We start from the raw sequence: 16377 nt of genomic DNA, 5'->3' as shown, positions 1-16377 counted from the left end.
CTCCCCGCGCCGCCGGCCGCACGTCAGTGGGACACCGCCGCCGTCTCCAGCAGCAGGTCGCACAGCACGTCGGCCGCGTCGAGGCGGCCCAGCTTGCGCGCCGCCTCCGCCATGGCCGCCCGCAGCCCGGGATCGGCCAGCAGCGGCATCAGCTCGGCCAGCAACTGCTCGGGCCCCGGACGCGGCTCCAGCAGCGCCCGCGCCGCGCCCGCCGACACCAGGTAGGAGGCGTTCTTGCGCTGCTCGTCGCCGCCCGTCGGGATGAGCGGCACGAGCACCGACGGCTTGCCGATGGCCGTCAGCTCCGAGACCGTGCCCGCGCCGCTGCGCGAGATCACCACGTCGGCCGCGGCGAACAGGTCGGCCAGCTCCGCTCCCACGTACGGCACCGGGTGGTAGCGCTCGGCCAGCTCCGGCGGCAGCCGCACGGCGCGCATCTGGTCGATCCACGCCGGACCGCACTGGTGCACCACCTGGGCGTGCGGCAGCAGCCGGGGCAGGATCTCCGCGATGAGCGTGTTGATCTGCTTGCTGCCCTGCGCACCGCCCGTCACGTAGACCAGCGGCACCTCGAACGTCAGCCCGAACAGGTCGTAGGCCGCGGCCCGGTCGCCGCGCAGCAACTCGGGCCTGATCGGGTTGCCGGTCACCACGGCCCTGGCCCGCGCCGACGGCGGCAGGTGCTCCAGCGACGACTCGTGCGACAGCGCGATCCGCGTCGCCAGCCTGGCCAGGATGCGGTTGGCCAGCCCCACGACCGTCGTCTGCTCGTGCATGACCAGCGGCCGCCTGATCAGCTTGGCCGCCACGCCGATCGGCACGGCCACGTAGCCCCCGGTCGACAGCACCACGTCGGGCAGGTAGCGGGCCGCGTGCCCCACCGCCTGCGCCACCCCCACCGGGATGCGGAACAGGTCGGCCAGGTTGGTGCCGAGCTCACGCAGGTTGGGCCGGCGGCGCAGCTTGCCCGTCGTGATCGCCTTGAACGGGATGCCGTGCTCGGCCGTGATCCTGGCCTCCAGGCCGTTCGCGGTGCCCACCCAGAGCACGTCGTGCGGCACCTGACGCCGCTGGACGGCCTGCAGGGTCGTCAGGGCCGGATAGGTGTGACCGCCGGTGCCGCCGCCGGTGATCAACAGTCGCAGGGTACGAGACATGCGATCAGGGTATGGCCGCGCAGCGGAAACCCGTGTGTCCGGTCGAGGAGTCAGGGGTGTTCGACGTGCGCGCCGCCACCCGGTAGCGGTTGCAGTAGGAGTCGTGGCACAGGTAGGAGCCGCCCCGCATCACCTTCGCCGTGCCCTCCGCCGGGCCCGCCGGGTCCTCGGCGAACGCCTCCCACGCGGTGCCCCACCAGTCGGCCGTCCACTCCCACACGTTGCCCACGACGTTGTGCAGGCCGTACCCGTTCGGCTGGAACGACTTGACTGGCATCGTCCCCTTGCTGGGCGCGGCGGGGAAGGGGCCCCGCCAGATGTTGCACCGCTGCCTCCCGTTGGGGGACAGCTCGTCGCCCCACGGGTAACGCGCCCGCTCCAGGCCGCCGCGGGCCGCCATCTCCCACTCCGCCTCGGTCGGCAGCCGCTTGCCCGCCCACGCCGCGTAGGCTGCGGCGTCGTGCCACGACACGTGCACCACCGGATGGTTCTGCCGGTCGCCGATCGACGAGCCCGGGCCCTCCGGGGAGCGCCACGTCGCCCCCGCCACGCCGGCCCACCACGGCGCCCCCGGCACGCCCGCGTCCATGACGCCGCCGGTGGCGAACCGCCGGAACACGAACGACCAGCCGATCCTCTCGGCCTGCGTCACGTACCCGGTCTCCTTGACGAACCTGGCGAACTGGGCGTTGGTCACGCACGCCGGGTCGATGAGGAACGGCCGCAGCCGCACCTCGCGCACCGGGCCCTCACCGTCGGCGGGGTGCCCGTCGGGGTCGTCGCCGCCCATGCGGAACGTGCCGCCGGGCACCCGCACCATCCCGCGCGGCGGCTCCCGCCGCGCCGGTGCGGCAGGTGCCCCCGGCACCGGACGCGCCCCCGACACGGTCGCCGACACGGTCGCCGGCGCGGTCCCCGGCGCGGTCCCCGACACGGTCTCCGGCCGGCTCGGCCCGCAGCACGCGCTCAACGCTTCCCTCCCCGCTCGGTGACCTCTGTGCCGCCTCGTGGCATCTGAAGCCTCGCGACATCTGGAAGGGTAGTGGCCCCCCAGGACGGGCCGGCCGGGTTCGCCGGTCAGGTCCCGCCTTCGCGGTGCCGGGCGGCGGCCTGTAGCGTCGTCCCCATGCGACTCGGCGTGCTGGACATCGGCTCGAACACGGTGCATTTACTGGTCGTCGACGCCCACCGGGGCGCCTGCCCGATCCCCGCCTACTCCCACAAGGAGGAGCTGCGGCTCACCGCGCACCTCGACGCCGCCGACGAGCTGTCCGCCGAGGGCATCGAGCTGCTGGGCGCGTTCGTCGAGGAGGCGCTGCGGCTGGCCGAGGACAAGGGGGTGGAGGAGTTCATCGCCTTCGCCACCTCGGCCGTGCGCGAGGCCGCCAACGGCGAGCAGGTGATCACCCAGATCGACGCGCGCTGCGGCGTGGACATCGAGGTGCTGTCCGGGCCCGACGAGGCCAGGCTGACGTTCCTGGCGGTGCGGCGGTGGTTCGGCTGGTCGGCGGGCCGGCTGCTCGCCTTCGACATCGGCGGCGGCTCGCTGGAGATCGCCGCGGGGGTGGACGAGGAGCCCGACGTGGCCGTGTCGCTGCCCCTCGGCGCGGGCCGGCTGACCCGCGACTGGTTCACCGCCGACCCGCCGCCCGCCACCGAGGTGCGCGCGCTGCGCAGGCACGTGCGCGCCGAGATCGCCCGCACGGTCGGCAGTATCGCCCGCTACGGCGGGGCCACCCGAGCGGTCGCCACGTCCAAGACGTTCAAGCAGCTCGCCCGGATCGCGGGGGCCGCCCCGTCGAGCGACGGGCCGCACACGCCGCGCTCGCTGGCCCGGCAGGACATGGCCTACTGGGCCGGCAAGCTCACCACCATGGACTCCGCCGCGTGCGCCCAGCTCCCGGGCGTCTCGCCGGGCCGGGCGGCGCAGCTCGCGGCCGGCGCGCTGGTCGCCGACGCGGTCATGGACCTGTACGAGGTGGACCGGCTTGAGGTCTGTCCGTGGGCGCTGCGCGAAGGGGTCATCCTGCGCCGGCTGGACCTGCTCCCCGGTCCGGGGGATCTTCCCTCCCGGTGAGCCGGATCTATCGCCGCGTCAAGGCATAGGCCGGGCCCGGGCGGGAACGTCTGGGCGGATGTTGGAAGCTCTCGGCGCGCTCGCCTCCGTGGCGATCGCCTTGTCCCTGGTGTTCCTGGCAGTGGTGCTCATCGCGGTGGTGTTCCTGCTCGCGCTCGCGTGCATGGTGGGGGCCACCACCCGGCTCTCGCACGGTCCGGGCCGCGCGGTGTTCAGCCGTACGGCTCTCCGGACGGTGCTCAGAGGGGTCTCATAGGGGCCTGCCCGGGCGCGGCCCCGCCGCTTCGCCGTTCATGGGGGCGGCACCCTCCGCCTCCATGAACGTCGAGGCCGCCGCCCCGGGCAGGAAACGCAGTCGCTTCTCCAGGCACACCACCGCCCCGTGCTCGGCCCTGTTGGTGAACCGGATGTCGTCGGCGAGTGCCCGCATGATCTGGATGCCCCGGCCGTGCTCGGCCTCCGGCGGCGCCTGCCCCACCAGCCGGGGGTCGAAGCCGTTCCCCATGTCGATCACCTTGATCACGCACAGGTCGTCGTGGACCCCCGCGCTGACCGTGTACTCGTCGCCGGCGCCGGCGTGCCTGATCACGTTGGAGCACGCCTCGCTCAGCATGAGCTCGATGTCGTCGCGGATCTGCTCCTCGACGCCGAGGGTGTTGAGGGTCGCCTCGAGGATCTGCCTGATCAGCGGGACGCTCGCCGCATCCCTGGGCAGCCGGAGCGCTATCGTCGCCTCCACCTGCTTCTCCTCCCGTTCGGATGCGTGACAGCCCCATGCCCGCGATCGATCGTCCCAATCGCCACTACGGCTCCACCAGCTTGAGCGCCACCTCCACCGCCGCCTCGCTCAGCTCCTCCTCCGGCAGTTTCTCGCCCTGCATCAGCCACTTGCCGGCGTGCAGCGCGAACAGCGACATCGCCCGGCTCAACTTGACGGCCGGCGGGTCGTCGGGGTCGCTCAGCTCCACGGTGATGTCGAGCAGCGCCTCGCGGATGCGGGTGAACGTGGGGTTGTCGCGCAGGGCCGTCTGGTTGCGCTCCAGGAAGCGGGTGATCTGCACGTAGCGGCGCTCCTGGAGCAGCCCGGCGTAGCGGACCACCACCTCGTGCCGCGTGCGCGGCGTCCTCGGCTGCGACCGGACCCAGGTGAGCAGCTTCTCGAGCTCCTGCACGCGCACGTCGACGAGGCTCGTGAGGATGTCGTCCTTGGTCTTGAAGTGGTAGTACAGCGCTGCCTTGGTCACGCCGAGCTCCTCGGCGATCTCGCGCAACGACGTTGCCTCGTAGCCCTGCTCCGTGAAGAGCCTGAGCGCTATGTCCTGGATACGGGTCCGGGTGTCTTCGGGCACTGTGCACCTGTTTCCCACTGAACTACCGCTGAGAGAGTCAGCTTGACGGCCGGCTGGTAAGTACCTAGCTTAGTGGACGCTTGCCGGTCGGCAAGTAAGGACCAGCGAATCATGGGGGTCACATGTCGGAAGCGGGAGGACGTCGCCGCGAAGTCATGGTGGTGCTGCCCGGGCTGATGCTGACGATGATCCTGGCCATGCTCGACAACATGATCGTGGGCACGGCGATGCCCCGCATCGTGGGCGAGCTCGGCGGGTTGTCGCAGCTCTCCTGGGTCGTCACCGCCTACGTCCTGGGCACGACCGTCTCCACGCCCATCTGGGGCAAGATCGGAGACCTCTACGGCCGCAAGACCATCTTCATGGTCTCCATCGTCGTCTTCATGGCCGGTTCCGCCCTGTGCGGCATGGCCGGCTCGGCCCTACTCGGCGGCCCCGAGAACGGCATGGCGCAGCTCATCGCCTTCCGCGCGCTCCAGGGCCTCGGCGCGGGCGGGCTGATCGTGAACGTCATGGCGATCATCGGCGACCTCGTCCCGCCCCGCGAGCGCGGCCAGTACCAGGGCCTGATGGCGGGCACCATGTCCCTCGCCATGATCGCGGGACCGCTCGTCGGCGGCTTCATCACCGACCACCTCGACTGGCGCTGGGCCTTCTACGTGAACCTGCCCATCGGCGCCGTCGCGCTGGCCGTGCTCGCCGTCAGGCTGAAGCTGCCCCGCCACGACCGCGGGCCGGTGCGCATCGACTGGCCGGGCGCGATCCTGCTGTCGGTCAGCATCACCGCCATGGTGCTCGTGACCACCTGGGGCGGCACCGACTACGCCTGGAGCTCCTGGCAGATCCTCTCCCTGGCCGCCGTCGCGGTCGTCACGCTGGCGGCCTTCGTCCACGTCGAACGCGGCGCCGCCGAGCCGATCATGCCGCTCCAGCTCTTCCGCAACCGCAACTTCACCCTCGTCTCCGCCATCGGCTTCCTGCTCGGCTTCGCCATGTTCGGCGCGATCAACTTCCTGCCGCTGTTCCAGCAGACGGTCCAGGGCGCCTCGGCCACCGACTCCGGACTGCTGCTCCTGCCCATGATGGGCGCCGCCATGGTGATCTCCCTGGTCGTGGGCCGGGCCATCACCACGACCGGCCGCTACAAGATCTACCCCGTGATCGGCGGCGCCGGCATGGTCGTCGGCATGTGGCTGCTGTCGACCATGGGCGTCGGCACGCCGAGCTGGCAGACCGGCCTCTACATCGCCGTGCTCGGCTCCGGCATGGGCTTCCTCATGCAGACCACCGTGCTGATCGCCCAGAACAGCGTCGAGCAGAAGGACCTCGGCGTCGCCAGCAGCACGTCCACGTTCTTCCGCTCCATCGGCGGCTCGTTCGGCGTGTCCCTGTTCGGCGCGGTGTTCAACCACGGATTCGCCGAGGGGCTCACCGAACGGCTCGGCCCGCAGGCGGCGGACCGGCTCGTGCGGGGCGGCGGCCGGATGGACCCCGCCACCCTGGCCGCCATGCCGCCCCAGGGCCGCTCGGCGATCCTGGAGTCCCTGACCTCGTCCCTGTCCACCGTCTTCTGGTGGGCGATCGTGTTCGCCGTGGCCGTGCCGGTGCTGGCGGCGTTCGTCAAGGAGATCCCGCTGCGCGGCGCCGCGCCCTCGCCGGACGGGGACAAGGAGCCGGTCGCCCCGCCCGCCTGAATGGCGGGACGCGGCGCGTGCGGGAGCCGCGTCAGTCGGGCCGCGTCAGTCGGGCGGCAGCGCGAACAGGCGGTCCATCGCCGTCATCCGCAGCACGTCGCGCAGGTAGGGCGTCAGCGCCACCACCCGCATGGCGCCGCCGTCCTGCTCGGCCCGGCGGTGCAGGCGGATCAGCGCCGCCAGCCCCGAGGAGTCGAGGAACGTCACGCCCGACAGGTCGACGTCGAGCCGCCGGTAGCCGGCGGGCAGCTCCAGCCCCGTCAGACCGGCGACCGTCTCGTAGTCGAGGTCGCCGCCGAGCACCAGCCGGACGACGTCCGGCTCCGGCGCCTCGACGCCGATGCTCAGCGGCGTCTTGTCGAGCATCTCTCCAGCCTAGCCAGCGGCGCCGAAAATGAGCGGCGCGCCCCGGCCGGTCCGTGCACAATCCTCCTCATGACCTCACTGAGCCGGCCGCGGGCGGCGGACGCCGCCGCCATCCACGAGCTCGTGGCCGCGTGCGACCTGGCCGTCCTCGGCAGGGTCGACACGACCCTCGACGACATCGCCGACGAGCTGGCCGAGCCCGGCTTCGACCCCGGCCGCGACGGCTGGCTGGCCCACGACGCCGGCGGCCGCCTGGTGGGCTGGGCCTCGGCCTACGCGCCGGGCGACGACGACCTCGTGCAGATCGACGTGTACGTCCGGCCGGGCGCCGAGAGCCGCGCCGACGAGCTGTGGGGGCTCGTCCTCGGCCGGGCCCGCGAGCTGGGCGCCGAGCGCGGCCGCGACCGCGTCACCGTGGACGTCGGCGTCCACCGGGTGGACGAGGCCAAACGCGCGCTGGCCCACCGGCACGGGTTCGGCCCCGGCACCACCTACCACCGGCTGCGCATCGACCACGACGGCCCGGCCGCCCCGCCCGCCCCGCCGCCCGGGATCACCCTGCACACCGGCGAGGGCGACGAGGTGCGCAGGCAGGCCCACCAGGTCCACCAGGCCGGCTTCGCCGACCACTTCGGCTTCGTCCCCGTCTGCTACGACGACTGGTACGAACGCCGTCAGGCGCGCAGCACCACCGACTGGAGCCGGCTCACCCTCGCCCGGATCGACGGCCGCCCCGCGGGGGTCGTCATCGGCAACGACCAGTTCGTCGCCGACGAGGGCTGCGGCTACGTCGCGACGCTGGCCGTCCTGCCCGAGTTCCGGGGCAGGGGCCTCGGCCGGTTCCTGCTGCTGCACGCGTTCGCCGCCGACGCCGACCGCGGCCGCCAGGGCACGATCCTGCACGTCGACTCGCACAACACCACGCCGGCCCTCGATCTCTACCTGTCGGCGGGCATGCGCACGATCATGGTCATCGACGTCCTGCGCCGCCGCCTGTGACCCGCCGGGCCCGCGCGGACCGGCCTGCGACCCGCCGGGCCCGCGCGGACCGGCCTGCGACCCGCCGGGCCCGCGCGGCGGGTCAGACGCGGTGGGCCGCCAGGTGGTCCAGGACCGACTGGTTGGCCTCCCAGCCGTCCGGAAACTTGACCGGCACCCCCAGCTGCACCGGCTCCGCCGACGGGTGGGCGTCCAGCAACTCGGCGATGCCCGCCCGCGCCACCACCACGCACGCGTGCCGGTGCCGCGAGGCGAGCACGCACAGCCGCCCCGACTCCAGGTGGAAGGCGGTCGCGTCCCGCCGCCCCGACAGCGGGTGCAGCACGATCGTCACGTCGTACTCCCGTCCCTGCAGCCGGTTGGCCGTGTCCACGGTGATCTCGGGCGGCAGCCCGGCGTTCCTGATCGCCGCCACCTGGTCGCGGTGCGCGGCGCCCACCGCGATCCGGCCGGCCGTCACGGGCCGTTCGCCCTGCTCCGAGCTCGCGACCGCGCCGCGTTGCAGCAGCCGGGCCGCCAGCAGCGCCACGGCCCGCACGGCCTCGCCGTCGGTGCGCACGGTGTGCCGGTTCGGCAGCTCCAGCAGCGCCCACCCGGACCGGGCCGCCTCCTCCAGCGCCCGGTCGTGCACCGTGCCCATGCCGCCGGTCGCCAGCTCCAGCCGCCGCTCGCCCGGCCCCGTGCCCGAACGGAACCCGGTGAACGGGTAGAACGCCCGCGACACCACCGGCGCCGCCGACGCGGGCAGCCGCCACGACACCGGCAACCGGTGCACCGGCAGGTCGGGGTTGTGCCGCAGCAGCACCGAAACGGCGCTCTGCAGCGGGTCCCACGAGAGCCCGGACCAGCGGTCGCCGTCCACGATCGAGAACGGGTCGAGCTGTCCCGGGTCGCCCACGAACAGCGCCCGGTCGAACAGCCCGGCGATGCGCAGCAGCTTGTCCGAGCGCATCTGGTACGCCTCGTCCACGATCGCCCACGGCCACGTCCGCCCCGCGATCCACGCCCACTTGTCCGCGGTCGCGATGACGATGTCCGGGTCGCCGAGGTCCTGCACCCGGGTGCCGACGGTGACGCCGGGCAGCTCCAGCATCCGCCGCGGCGCCACGTACCCGCTCGCCGACAGCCGGCCCACGGTCAGGTGCGGATGCCGCTCGCACAGGCGCGCCACCAGGTCGTCCACCTGCTCGTTGGTCTGGGCGACGATCATCAGCGGCTCGCCGGTCTCGGCGATGTGCGCCGCCGCCCGCACGACGAGGGTGGACTTGCCCGCGCCGGGCGGCGAGTCGACGACCACCCCGCGATGGCGCGGCAGGTCGGCGAGCACGTCGCGGACGACCTGCTCGGGGCTCGCGGCCGGCTCGGCCTCCTGCGGAGCCTCCCCTGCGGCCCGCCCGGCGGGCCGCGCGGCGGCCTGTCCTGTCACGACCACTCCTCCTCGGCGTCCTCGTCGGTGGGCACGTACGCGTGGGGCGGCCCGCCGTGCGTCCACGGGGTGGCCTCAGCCTCGGGCAGCGCGGCGGAACCCTGGAAGTCGTCGGTCAGCGACGAGTAGCAGACCCGCTCGCCCACCTCCGGCACCGACCCGGGCGTGGGCGTCCTGCCCCGGCCCATCCCCTTGGTGATCTTGATGGTGACCAGGCCGTCGCCCGCTGACACGAGCTGCGCGCCCTGGCCGCGCCGCTGCGGCGTGCCCAGCGCGGTGCCGGGCGCCAGCCGTACCGGGTCGTCGGTCTTGACCACCACGAGGGGGCGGAGCTTGCGTGAGCGGCCCTCGCCCTCGGCGTGCTCGGGGTCGGTCTCGACCACCTCACCGGCGAACGCCTCGCCGGTCAGCCGGTACTCGGCCATGACGAGCGGGTCGTCGTAGGCCCGCTGCACGTCGTAGGCGGCCTGGGCGCGCTCCATGCGCGCCAGCCGGGACGCGGCGGCGACCGCGCCGTCGCGGCGGGCCTGCGGCGGCCCGCCCTCGGCGAGCTGCGCGGCCATCCCGGAGAACGAGCCGCGGTCCTGCTCCCACCGCTGCGCCACCGAAGCGCCCTCCGGCAGGCCGGCCAGCAGGTCGATGGCCTGCCACATGAGGCGCCAGGTGGGTTCGAGCTGGGTGCGCAGCGCCTCGGTGATCCGCTCGGCGGAGCCGCTGTCGATGGCGGGCGCCAGCACCTCGGCGTCGAACCCGGGGTCGGTCGCCGGGCCGGCCGGCGGCCAGACGAGCGGGTCCTCCGCGTCGGCGCGCGGCCCCTCGGTGATCCAGCCGAGCAGCGCAGCCAGGTTGGCGTCCTCCAGCCCGCTCTGCCCGCTCGCCCAGTGCCTGCCGAGCTCCTCGGTCGCGGCGAGCATGAGCGACGAGCCGGGGAACGCGGCCCGCTCACCGAAGTAGGTGAGCCAGCGGCCGAGCAGCGGCACCGTCTCCGGCACCGGGTACGGCCCGTCGGACCGCCGGAAGCGCGTGGACCGGCCGAGGAGCCGGGTGAAGGCCACCCCGGCCGTGTTGGGCACGACGAGCTGCGGGGCGTCCAGCGCCCGCTCGTACGGGTCGGCGTTCCTGCGCTCCACCGTCTCGGTGCCCGACAGGAACCCCTCCACGTACGGCAGCAGCACCCCGGCCAGCTCGGCGGCCCAGGCGAACCGCAGGTCCCGGTTGCGCGGTTGGGCCACCACGAGCAGGTGCGGCCGGTCGCGGTCGGCGCCCAGCATGGCGGCCAGCGGCGCGGCGGCCTCGCCGGAGAGCTTGAGCGGGACGAACACCATCGGGCGTGCCGACAGGTGGCAGTGCCGCACGGTCGCGACGGGCTGGGCGATGCCCTCGTCGAGCGCCCGCAGCCGGGCGAGGGAGGTCAGCAGGCTCACGACGGACGCTCCCGGAACTCGGGACGGTCAGGTGCGGGCGTCACGCCAGGCACTCCCGGCGCAGGCGTTCGGCGTTGCGGAGCAGGCGGGCGATCTCCTCCTGCCCGGCGGCGGGGGCGCGGGTGCCGTCGGCCAGGCCGAGCGCCTCGCCGACGGAGCCGACGCCGCCCAGCTCGTCGCGGACGTGCCGGCCCAGCAGGTCGGTGGCGCCCTCCTGGCGGGCCTCGTCGCGGCAGAAGAAGCACAGGTCGCAGGTCGACAGACAGTCGGGGGCGTAGCGGGCGGTGGCCCGGCGCAGCGCGTCGGCCAGCTCGGCGGCCGGCCGGGTGGGCAGCCCGTCCTCGCCCGGCACCAGGTCGAACGTCAGCTCCTCGGGCAGCCCGTCCAGCAGCCGGTCGAGCGCCGTCATCCGGGCGAGCTGCCGTTCGAGCACGCCGAGCTGCCTGCGCACGTCGACCAGGGTCGCCACGGGCCGGTTCGCGAAGTTCTCCGGGCAGACGAGCACCACGTCGTGCGCCACCCGCAGCGGGTCGTGGCCCAGCTCGGCGAGCATCCGGCGCAGGGCCAGCACGTAGACGGCCGCCTGCCGCGCCGCGGCCGCCACCGCCGACGGGTCGGCCTGCCCGTCGATGACCGCGAACGACTTGATCTCCACGATGTGGAAGCGGCCGCCGAGCTGGAAGGCCACCACGTCCGGCTCCAGGTAGGCGGTGTGGCCGGCGATCTCCACGCTGAGCAGCGGATGGTCGTAGACGGTGCCGGCGTCGTCGCCGTCGCGGGCCGCCCGGTCGAACAGGGCGCGCGTGTGGGCGTGGCGCAGGTGCGCGCCGACGTTCTCCACGTCGTGGTAGGCCACCTCGGCGATCGGCAGGCCGAGCAGCTCGCGCAGCATCCGCAGCAGCTCCGCGCATCCGTCGGCCTTCACCAGCGCCTCGAACGCGTTGCCGCGCGTGATCGCGAACGGCGACTGGCCGAACGGGGCCGGGAACCCCAGGTGGCGGGCGGCGGCGTCCTTGTCGATGCCGGCGCCGTCCAGCAGCGCCCGGCGGGTGCAGCCGGGGTTGGCGGCGAGCGCGGCGATCGCGCGCGCGTCGTGCGGCTTCGGCGGCGTGGTGCCCCGAAGCGCGTCGAGCCGGTTCATCGGCGGCCTCTCGTGGCTGTGCCCCCGGCGGTGCCGGAGGTGGTGACGGTGCCGCCCGCGACCGCGCCGCGGGCGACGCTGATCAGCGTACTGGCGCCGAACAGCCGGGCCCGGTCATCGAGCTGGGATGTCGCGCGTCCGGCCAGCGCCGCGCGGTCCCGCGTGTCGCGGCCGGCGTGCACGGCCAGCTCCCGGGCCGCGGCGTCGGTCACCCGCGCGGGGTCGGGCGGGCCGAGGTCGGCGGCGGCGGCGCCCGGGATGTTGCGTGCCATGCGGGAGAGCAGCCGCAGGGCGCGCGGGTCGAGGGCGGCGACCGGGTCGGCGTCGAGGTGCCGGGCCACGGCCATGGCGCAGGTCAGGAAGTCGACGCGGGGGCTGAGGGGACCCACCACGCGCCGTTCCAGCGGCCAGGTGCTCACCGTGAGCAGGCCGCGGGCGGGGGAGAGGCGGTCGGTCAGCGCGGCGCACAGGTAGTAGGGCCGGCCGTAGGGGGAGGAGGCGAACGAGCGCTCCTCGTCGCGGCGCAGGCTGGTGAGCTGGGCGCCGCGCAGCGCGCCGCCGAGCAGCGCCTCGCTCACGGCCGCGACCAGCCTGGGCTGGGCGGGCGCGCCGAGCAGGGTGAGCGCCTGGTGCACCTGCTCGCGCACCGTGACCAGGCGGCCCCCGCGCGGCTTCGCCCGCCCCGCCGGCCCGGGGGCGGCGGGTGCCTGGGCGCCGTGGGCGGCGGGGACGGCATCGCCGGGAGGGGCGGGGACGAGGGAGGTGTCGCCGGGGGCGGCTTCCCCGGCCACCAGCGTGTCCCAGGCGCGTTCGGCGGCGCGCAGTTCGGCGCGCAGGCCGCGGGCCGTGACGGTGTCCCTGGCGCGCATGGCCCTGCGCACCCCGGCCCGCAGCCTGTCGATCCGCCTCTCCAGCTCGTCCAGCCGGTCACTCATGGCCGGAAGCGTAACAGGAGTTCCAGTATTTCCCAGTAATTCGCATGAATCTACGCTGTAAGGGTGGTCGGTGGATCGCCGGCCGCCACGGTGTCCAGCAGGAAGGCGCGCAGGGCCGGCACGAGTTGCTCGTGAGCGTCCTCCAGCACGTAATGGCCGGCGTACGGATACAGGACCGTGCGGGCCGCGGGCAGCCGCCGCCGCCACTCGTCGAGGATCCCCCGGTCGAAGACCGGGTCGCGCAGCCCCCACGCGATGAGCGCCGGCAGCCCGGCGAACCCCTCCAGGGCCTCGCCCGTGGCCCGCAGCACCGGCCACGCGGCGTCGCCGGGCCGCAGCGGGATGTCATGGACGAAGCGCTGGACGGCCACGCGGTGCGCGGGCCGGTCGTACGGGGCGAGGAACGCCGCCCGCACCTCGGCCGGCATCCGGCGGCGCACCCCGAGCGGCCGCCAGGTGGCACCGCGGGCGAAGACGTTGCGACGGAACAGCCAGCCGCCCAGCGCGGTCTCGCGCAACAGCCAGAGCGGCAACCGCAGCGGCGCGCGCACCCGCTCGCCGTGCGGGTTGGGGAAGGCGGCGGTGTTGAGGATCACCAGGCGCGCCACCCGTCCGGGACGGCGGGCCGCCCACGCCAGGCCGATCGGACCGCCCCAGTCGTGCACGACCAGGGTCCAGCCGCGCTCCGGCGCGCCGTGCGCCCCGACCAGGTGGCCGACCAGCGCCTCCAGGTCCGCCACCCGGGAGGCCAGGGTGTGCGGGTAGCGGTCCTCTGCGGGCTTGTCGGACAGGCCCATGCCGATGTGGTCGGGCACGACGCAGCGGAACGAGTCCCGCAGCGCCAGGACCGGCCGCCGCCACAGGTAGCTCCACGACGGGTTGCCGTGCACGAACAGCAACGGCGCGCCCGACCCCTCGTCGAGGTAGTGCTGGCGCAGCCCGCCCCGTGCCGGCGGGGCGAACCAGCGGGAAGTGAACGGGTAGCCGGGGTGTCCGGTCACGGGGCGACCTCCGGCGGATGGGTGGAAAGGTGGGCGGTCAGGCGGGCCAGGCCGTCGGCGGTGCCCACCCGGGGCTCGTAGCCGAGGTCACGGCGGGCCGCCGAGATGTCGAACCAGTGCGCCGTGGAGGCCTGCTCCACCAGGAACCGGGTCAGCGGCGGCTCCCCGAGGTCCAGCCCCAGCCTCCCGGCGAGGCGCCAGCCGCCCTCCAGCAGCGCCGCCGCCAGCCACGCCGGACGGGCGGGCAGCCGCCGCCGCACCGGCGCCACACCGGCGGCCGCGAGCAGCGCGTTGACCCACGCGCCGAAGCCGCAGGGCTCACCCTGGGTGATGAAGTACGCCCGGCCGCACAGCGCCGAACCCGGGCGCAGCCGGTCGAGCGCCAGCACGAGGGCGTCGGCGGCGTTGTCGATGTAGACCGTGTCGACCGTCCTGTCGGCCAGGCCGAGCAGCCACAGCCGGCGGCGGTTGGCCACCAGGCCAGGCAGGAAGTGCGGGTCACCGGGCCCCCAGACGAGGTGCGGGCGCAGCGCGACGACGGGCACCGTGCCCGCGGCGGACAGCACGAGCCGTTCGGCCGCGGCCTTGGACCGGGGATAGGCCGCGGTGAAGCGGCGGGCGTAGGGCGCCGACTCGTCCACGCCCTCCAGGTCGCGCCCGTCGTGCACGACGCTGGGGGAGGACGTGTGAACCAGCCGCGCGCCGGTGCGCGCGCAGGCGTCCAGCACGTTGCGGGTGCCGTCCACGTTGATCTCCAGGTACTCGCGGTCCGGCCCGTACGCGCCCGCCTTGGCGGCGCAGTGCACCACGGCCTCGCAGCGGCCCACCGCGGCCCGCACCGCCGCGGCGTCGCGCAGGTCGGCGAGGTGCTGGATCACGCCGAGCTCGTCGAGGCCCGGGTGGCGGCGGCGGTGCAGGGCGTGGACGGTGTCGCCGCGCGCGACCAGCCGCCGGCACACCGCCCCGCCCAGGAACCCGCCCCCTCCCGTCACCAGGACGTTCACCGCGGACCCTCCCGCAGCCGGCGGGCCGCCCACCCCGCCAGCACCCCTCTGCGGATCTTGCTGTTGTGCCGGGCGTCCACCGGGAACCCGGGATGGAACAGCACCGCGCGCAAGTCGGCGGCGTGCGGGTGCCGGGCGGCCGTCGCGAGGATCGCGGACCGCACGCGGTCGCGGTCGGCGCGCGGCTCGGGTTCCACCACGAGGACCGGGCGCTGCGCGCCCGGCGGCCCGACGCCGACGAGGGCGGTGCGCCGCACGCCGGGCACCGCGGCGAACAAGGTCTCGACGTGGTCGGTGTACAGGTCGCCGCCGGCCGTGCTGACCCGTTCGGACTTGCGCCCGGCGAACCACAGGCGGCCGTGCTCGTCGAGGTGGCCGAGATCGCCCATGCGGTGCCAGACCCGCCGGCCGTCGTGGATCCGCGCCAGCGCGGTCGCGGCGGGGTCGCCCAGGTACGGCTCGCTCACCGCCGGGGAGGCGACGACGATCTCGCCCACGGTGCCGGCCGGCACGGACAGCTCGTCGCTCCACCGGTCGATCGGGCCGTCGGTCACCCTGATCACCCGCACCCGCGTGCCCGGCAGCGCAAGCCCCAGGCAGGTCCCCCGCGCCTGCGCCTCCGGCGGCCCGAGCCCGGCGGGTACCGGGCGCGTGAGCCCGGCCGGCGCCGGGGCTCCGAGTCCGGCCGAGGCCCGGCCGGAGTGGGCGGCGGCCAGGTCGCGGCCCGTGATCGCGGCCACCGGCAGGCACTCCGTGGCTCCGTACACCGACAGCACCCGCGCCCCGGCGGGCAGGCAGGCGCGCACCCGGCGCAGAGTCGGCAGCGGCAGCGGCGCCCCCGACACGGCCACGTCCCGCACGGACGACAGGATCAGACCCCGGGCCACGCAGTGGCGGGCCAGCCGGTCCAGCAGCGCCGGGGCGGCGAACACGCCCGCCACGCCGTACCGCTGGATGTCGGCGGCCAGCCGGGCCGGATCGGCGCGGACCGGCCGCCGCGGGTCCAGGTCGGGCAGGACAGCGGTCGCCCCGAGCGCCGCCGCCCCGAGCGCGAACGGCACGAAGGTGGACAGCATGGGCGTGCCCGGCAGGAAGAGGTCGAGCGTGGCGAGCAGGTCGAGCTGCGCGGCGAGGTGGCGGTGCCGCAGCGGCACGCCCTTGGGCGGGCCGGTGGAGCCGGAGGTGTAGGCGATCAGCGCGAGATCGTCAGGCGACGGCCGCCGCGCCCCCACCCCCGCCGACGCCGGCGCCTCCGGCTGGGCCGCCGCCCGGGACGCCGTCGGCACCGACGCCGGCGCCTCCGGCCGCGACACGGCGGCGCGCAGGCCCGCCAGGGTCTGCCCCGGCCACAGCCGTCGCGGGCCGACCGTGATGCTCACCCGGTTGCCGCGCCTGGCCCACCCCAGCACCAGCCTGGCCGCCTGGGCGAGCGGGACGCCGATGAACGCCTGCGCGCCGGCCCGGTCCAGGCAGCGCCTGATCGCGGCCCACGGCAGGCCCGGATCGACCATGACCGGCACCGCGCCCATCCGCAGCAGCGACAGCGCCAGCACCCCCAGCTCAACGCCGGGGTACACGAGCAGCACGGCCCGCGTGCCCGGCCGCACGCCGGCCCGCGCCAGCGCCGCCGTCGTGTGCTCCACGGACCTCGCCATCTCCAGGTAGGTGATCGCCTCCGGCGCGCGCCCGCCCACCTGGCAGGCGATCACGCCGGGCTGTTCCCGCGCCCAGCGCTCGGCCCGCAGGACCACCTCGCTCACCGGCTCGTGCGGAACGGTCCCGGCGGGGATGTCGGGCGTCATCG

At 74.9% G+C, this 16377-nt stretch carries 17 protein-coding genes; 5 read left to right on the top strand and 12 right to left on the bottom strand.

From position 1 onward, the window contains the following. Positions 1-23: 23 nt before the first annotated feature. Together ACGF0J_RS13450 and ACGF0J_RS13445 are read right to left on the bottom strand one after the other, a co-directional pair. Positions 24-1157 (bottom strand): glycosyltransferase, encoded by a 1134-nt coding sequence (locus ACGF0J_RS13450; protein ID WP_393145283.1) that lies wholly within the window; start codon positions 1155-1157, stop codon positions 24-26. Between the two features lie 4 nt (positions 1158-1161). Beyond that, the gene (locus ACGF0J_RS13445) at positions 1162-1977 is read right to left on the bottom strand and encodes a formylglycine-generating enzyme family protein (protein ID WP_393145847.1); all 816 of its coding nucleotides are present in this window, start codon (positions 1975-1977) and stop codon (positions 1162-1164) included. Between ACGF0J_RS13445 and ACGF0J_RS13440 the strand changes: the two genes are divergently transcribed. From ACGF0J_RS13440 to ACGF0J_RS13430, 3 genes are all read left to right on the top strand, one after another. After that, entirely contained in the window at positions 1946-2149 is a 204-nt protein-coding gene (locus ACGF0J_RS13440; protein ID WP_393145859.1) for a hypothetical protein, read from the top strand. The two genes, ACGF0J_RS13445 and ACGF0J_RS13440, sit on opposite strands and share 32 nt — an antisense overlap. 134 nt (positions 2150-2283) lie before the next feature. Beyond that, a complete protein-coding gene (locus ACGF0J_RS13435; RefSeq protein ID WP_393145281.1) occupies positions 2284-3234 on the top strand; it encodes a Ppx/GppA family phosphatase in 951 nt (316 codons plus the stop codon). A 58-nt stretch (positions 3235-3292) separates the two neighbouring features. Then, entirely contained in the window at positions 3293-3490 is a 198-nt protein-coding gene (locus ACGF0J_RS13430; protein ID WP_393145279.1) for a hypothetical protein, read from the top strand. Here ACGF0J_RS13430 and ACGF0J_RS13425 read toward each other — a convergent pair. After that, on the bottom strand, positions 3485-3973 hold the full coding sequence (locus tag ACGF0J_RS13425) for an ATP-binding protein (RefSeq protein ID WP_393145277.1): 489 nt from the start codon (positions 3971-3973) through the stop codon (positions 3485-3487). The two genes, ACGF0J_RS13430 and ACGF0J_RS13425, sit on opposite strands and share 6 nt — an antisense overlap. Before the next feature lie 64 nt (positions 3974-4037). Next, positions 4038-4583: a TetR/AcrR family transcriptional regulator gene (locus tag ACGF0J_RS13420; RefSeq protein ID WP_393145275.1), complete on the bottom strand. Its 546-nt coding sequence runs from the start codon at positions 4581-4583 to the stop codon at positions 4038-4040. A gap of 122 nt (positions 4584-4705) precedes the next feature. Between ACGF0J_RS13420 and ACGF0J_RS13415 the strand changes: the two genes are divergently transcribed. Then, a complete protein-coding gene (locus ACGF0J_RS13415; RefSeq protein WP_393145273.1) occupies positions 4706-6277 on the top strand; it encodes an MDR family MFS transporter in 1572 nt (523 codons plus the stop codon). A gap of 45 nt (positions 6278-6322) precedes the next feature. Here ACGF0J_RS13415 and ACGF0J_RS13410 read toward each other — a convergent pair whose 3' ends face one another. Beyond that, entirely contained in the window at positions 6323-6643 is a 321-nt protein-coding gene (locus ACGF0J_RS13410) for an STAS domain-containing protein (protein ID WP_393145271.1), read from the bottom strand. 69 nt (positions 6644-6712) lie between these two features. On the opposite strand from ACGF0J_RS13410, the gene ACGF0J_RS13405 reads away from it, so the two are divergent. After that, positions 6713-7642, top strand: coding sequence for a GNAT family N-acetyltransferase (locus ACGF0J_RS13405; protein ID WP_393145269.1), 930 nt, complete (start codon positions 6713-6715; stop codon positions 7640-7642). 82 nt (positions 7643-7724) lie between these two features. Here ACGF0J_RS13405 and ACGF0J_RS13400 read toward each other — a convergent pair whose 3' ends face one another. The 7 genes from ACGF0J_RS13400 to ACGF0J_RS13370 are packed head-to-tail and all read right to left on the bottom strand — an operon-like array spanning position 7725 to position 16375. Continuing rightward, positions 7725-9068 (bottom strand): AAA family ATPase, encoded by a 1344-nt coding sequence (locus ACGF0J_RS13400; protein ID WP_393145267.1) that lies wholly within the window; start codon positions 9066-9068, stop codon positions 7725-7727. Then, on the bottom strand, positions 9065-10492 hold the full coding sequence (locus ACGF0J_RS13395) for a hypothetical protein (protein WP_393145265.1): 1428 nt from the start codon (positions 10490-10492) through the stop codon (positions 9065-9067). Before ACGF0J_RS13395 ends, ACGF0J_RS13400 begins: the two co-directional genes overlap by 4 nt. Positions 10493-10532: 40 nt before the next feature. Next, a complete protein-coding gene (locus ACGF0J_RS13390) occupies positions 10533-11633 on the bottom strand; it encodes a hypothetical protein (protein ID WP_393145263.1) in 1101 nt (366 codons plus the stop codon). Beyond that, entirely contained in the window at positions 11630-12568 is a 939-nt protein-coding gene (locus ACGF0J_RS13385) for a hypothetical protein (RefSeq protein WP_393145261.1), read from the bottom strand. Before ACGF0J_RS13385 ends, ACGF0J_RS13390 begins: the two co-directional genes overlap by 4 nt. A 50-nt stretch (positions 12569-12618) precedes the next feature. Continuing rightward, positions 12619-13569, bottom strand: coding sequence for an alpha/beta fold hydrolase (locus ACGF0J_RS13380; protein ID WP_393145259.1), 951 nt, complete (start codon positions 13567-13569; stop codon positions 12619-12621). After that, complete coding sequence (locus ACGF0J_RS13375; RefSeq protein ID WP_393145257.1) at positions 13566-14573, bottom strand: NAD-dependent epimerase/dehydratase family protein; 1008 nt, start codon at positions 14571-14573, stop codon at positions 13566-13568. The genes ACGF0J_RS13380 and ACGF0J_RS13375 overlap by 4 nt, the downstream gene beginning before the upstream one ends. Next, complete coding sequence (locus ACGF0J_RS13370) at positions 14570-16375, bottom strand: AMP-binding protein (protein WP_393145256.1); 1806 nt, start codon at positions 16373-16375, stop codon at positions 14570-14572. The genes ACGF0J_RS13375 and ACGF0J_RS13370 overlap by 4 nt, the downstream gene beginning before the upstream one ends. Positions 16376-16377 lie beyond the last annotated feature (2 nt).

Source organism: Nonomuraea sp. NPDC047897 (genome assembly GCF_043204415.1).
Lineage (GTDB): Bacteria > Actinomycetota > Actinomycetes > Streptosporangiales > Streptosporangiaceae > Nonomuraea.
The sequence above is the reverse complement of the archived record's forward strand: the minus strand, read 5'-3'. Positions and strand labels throughout refer to the sequence as shown.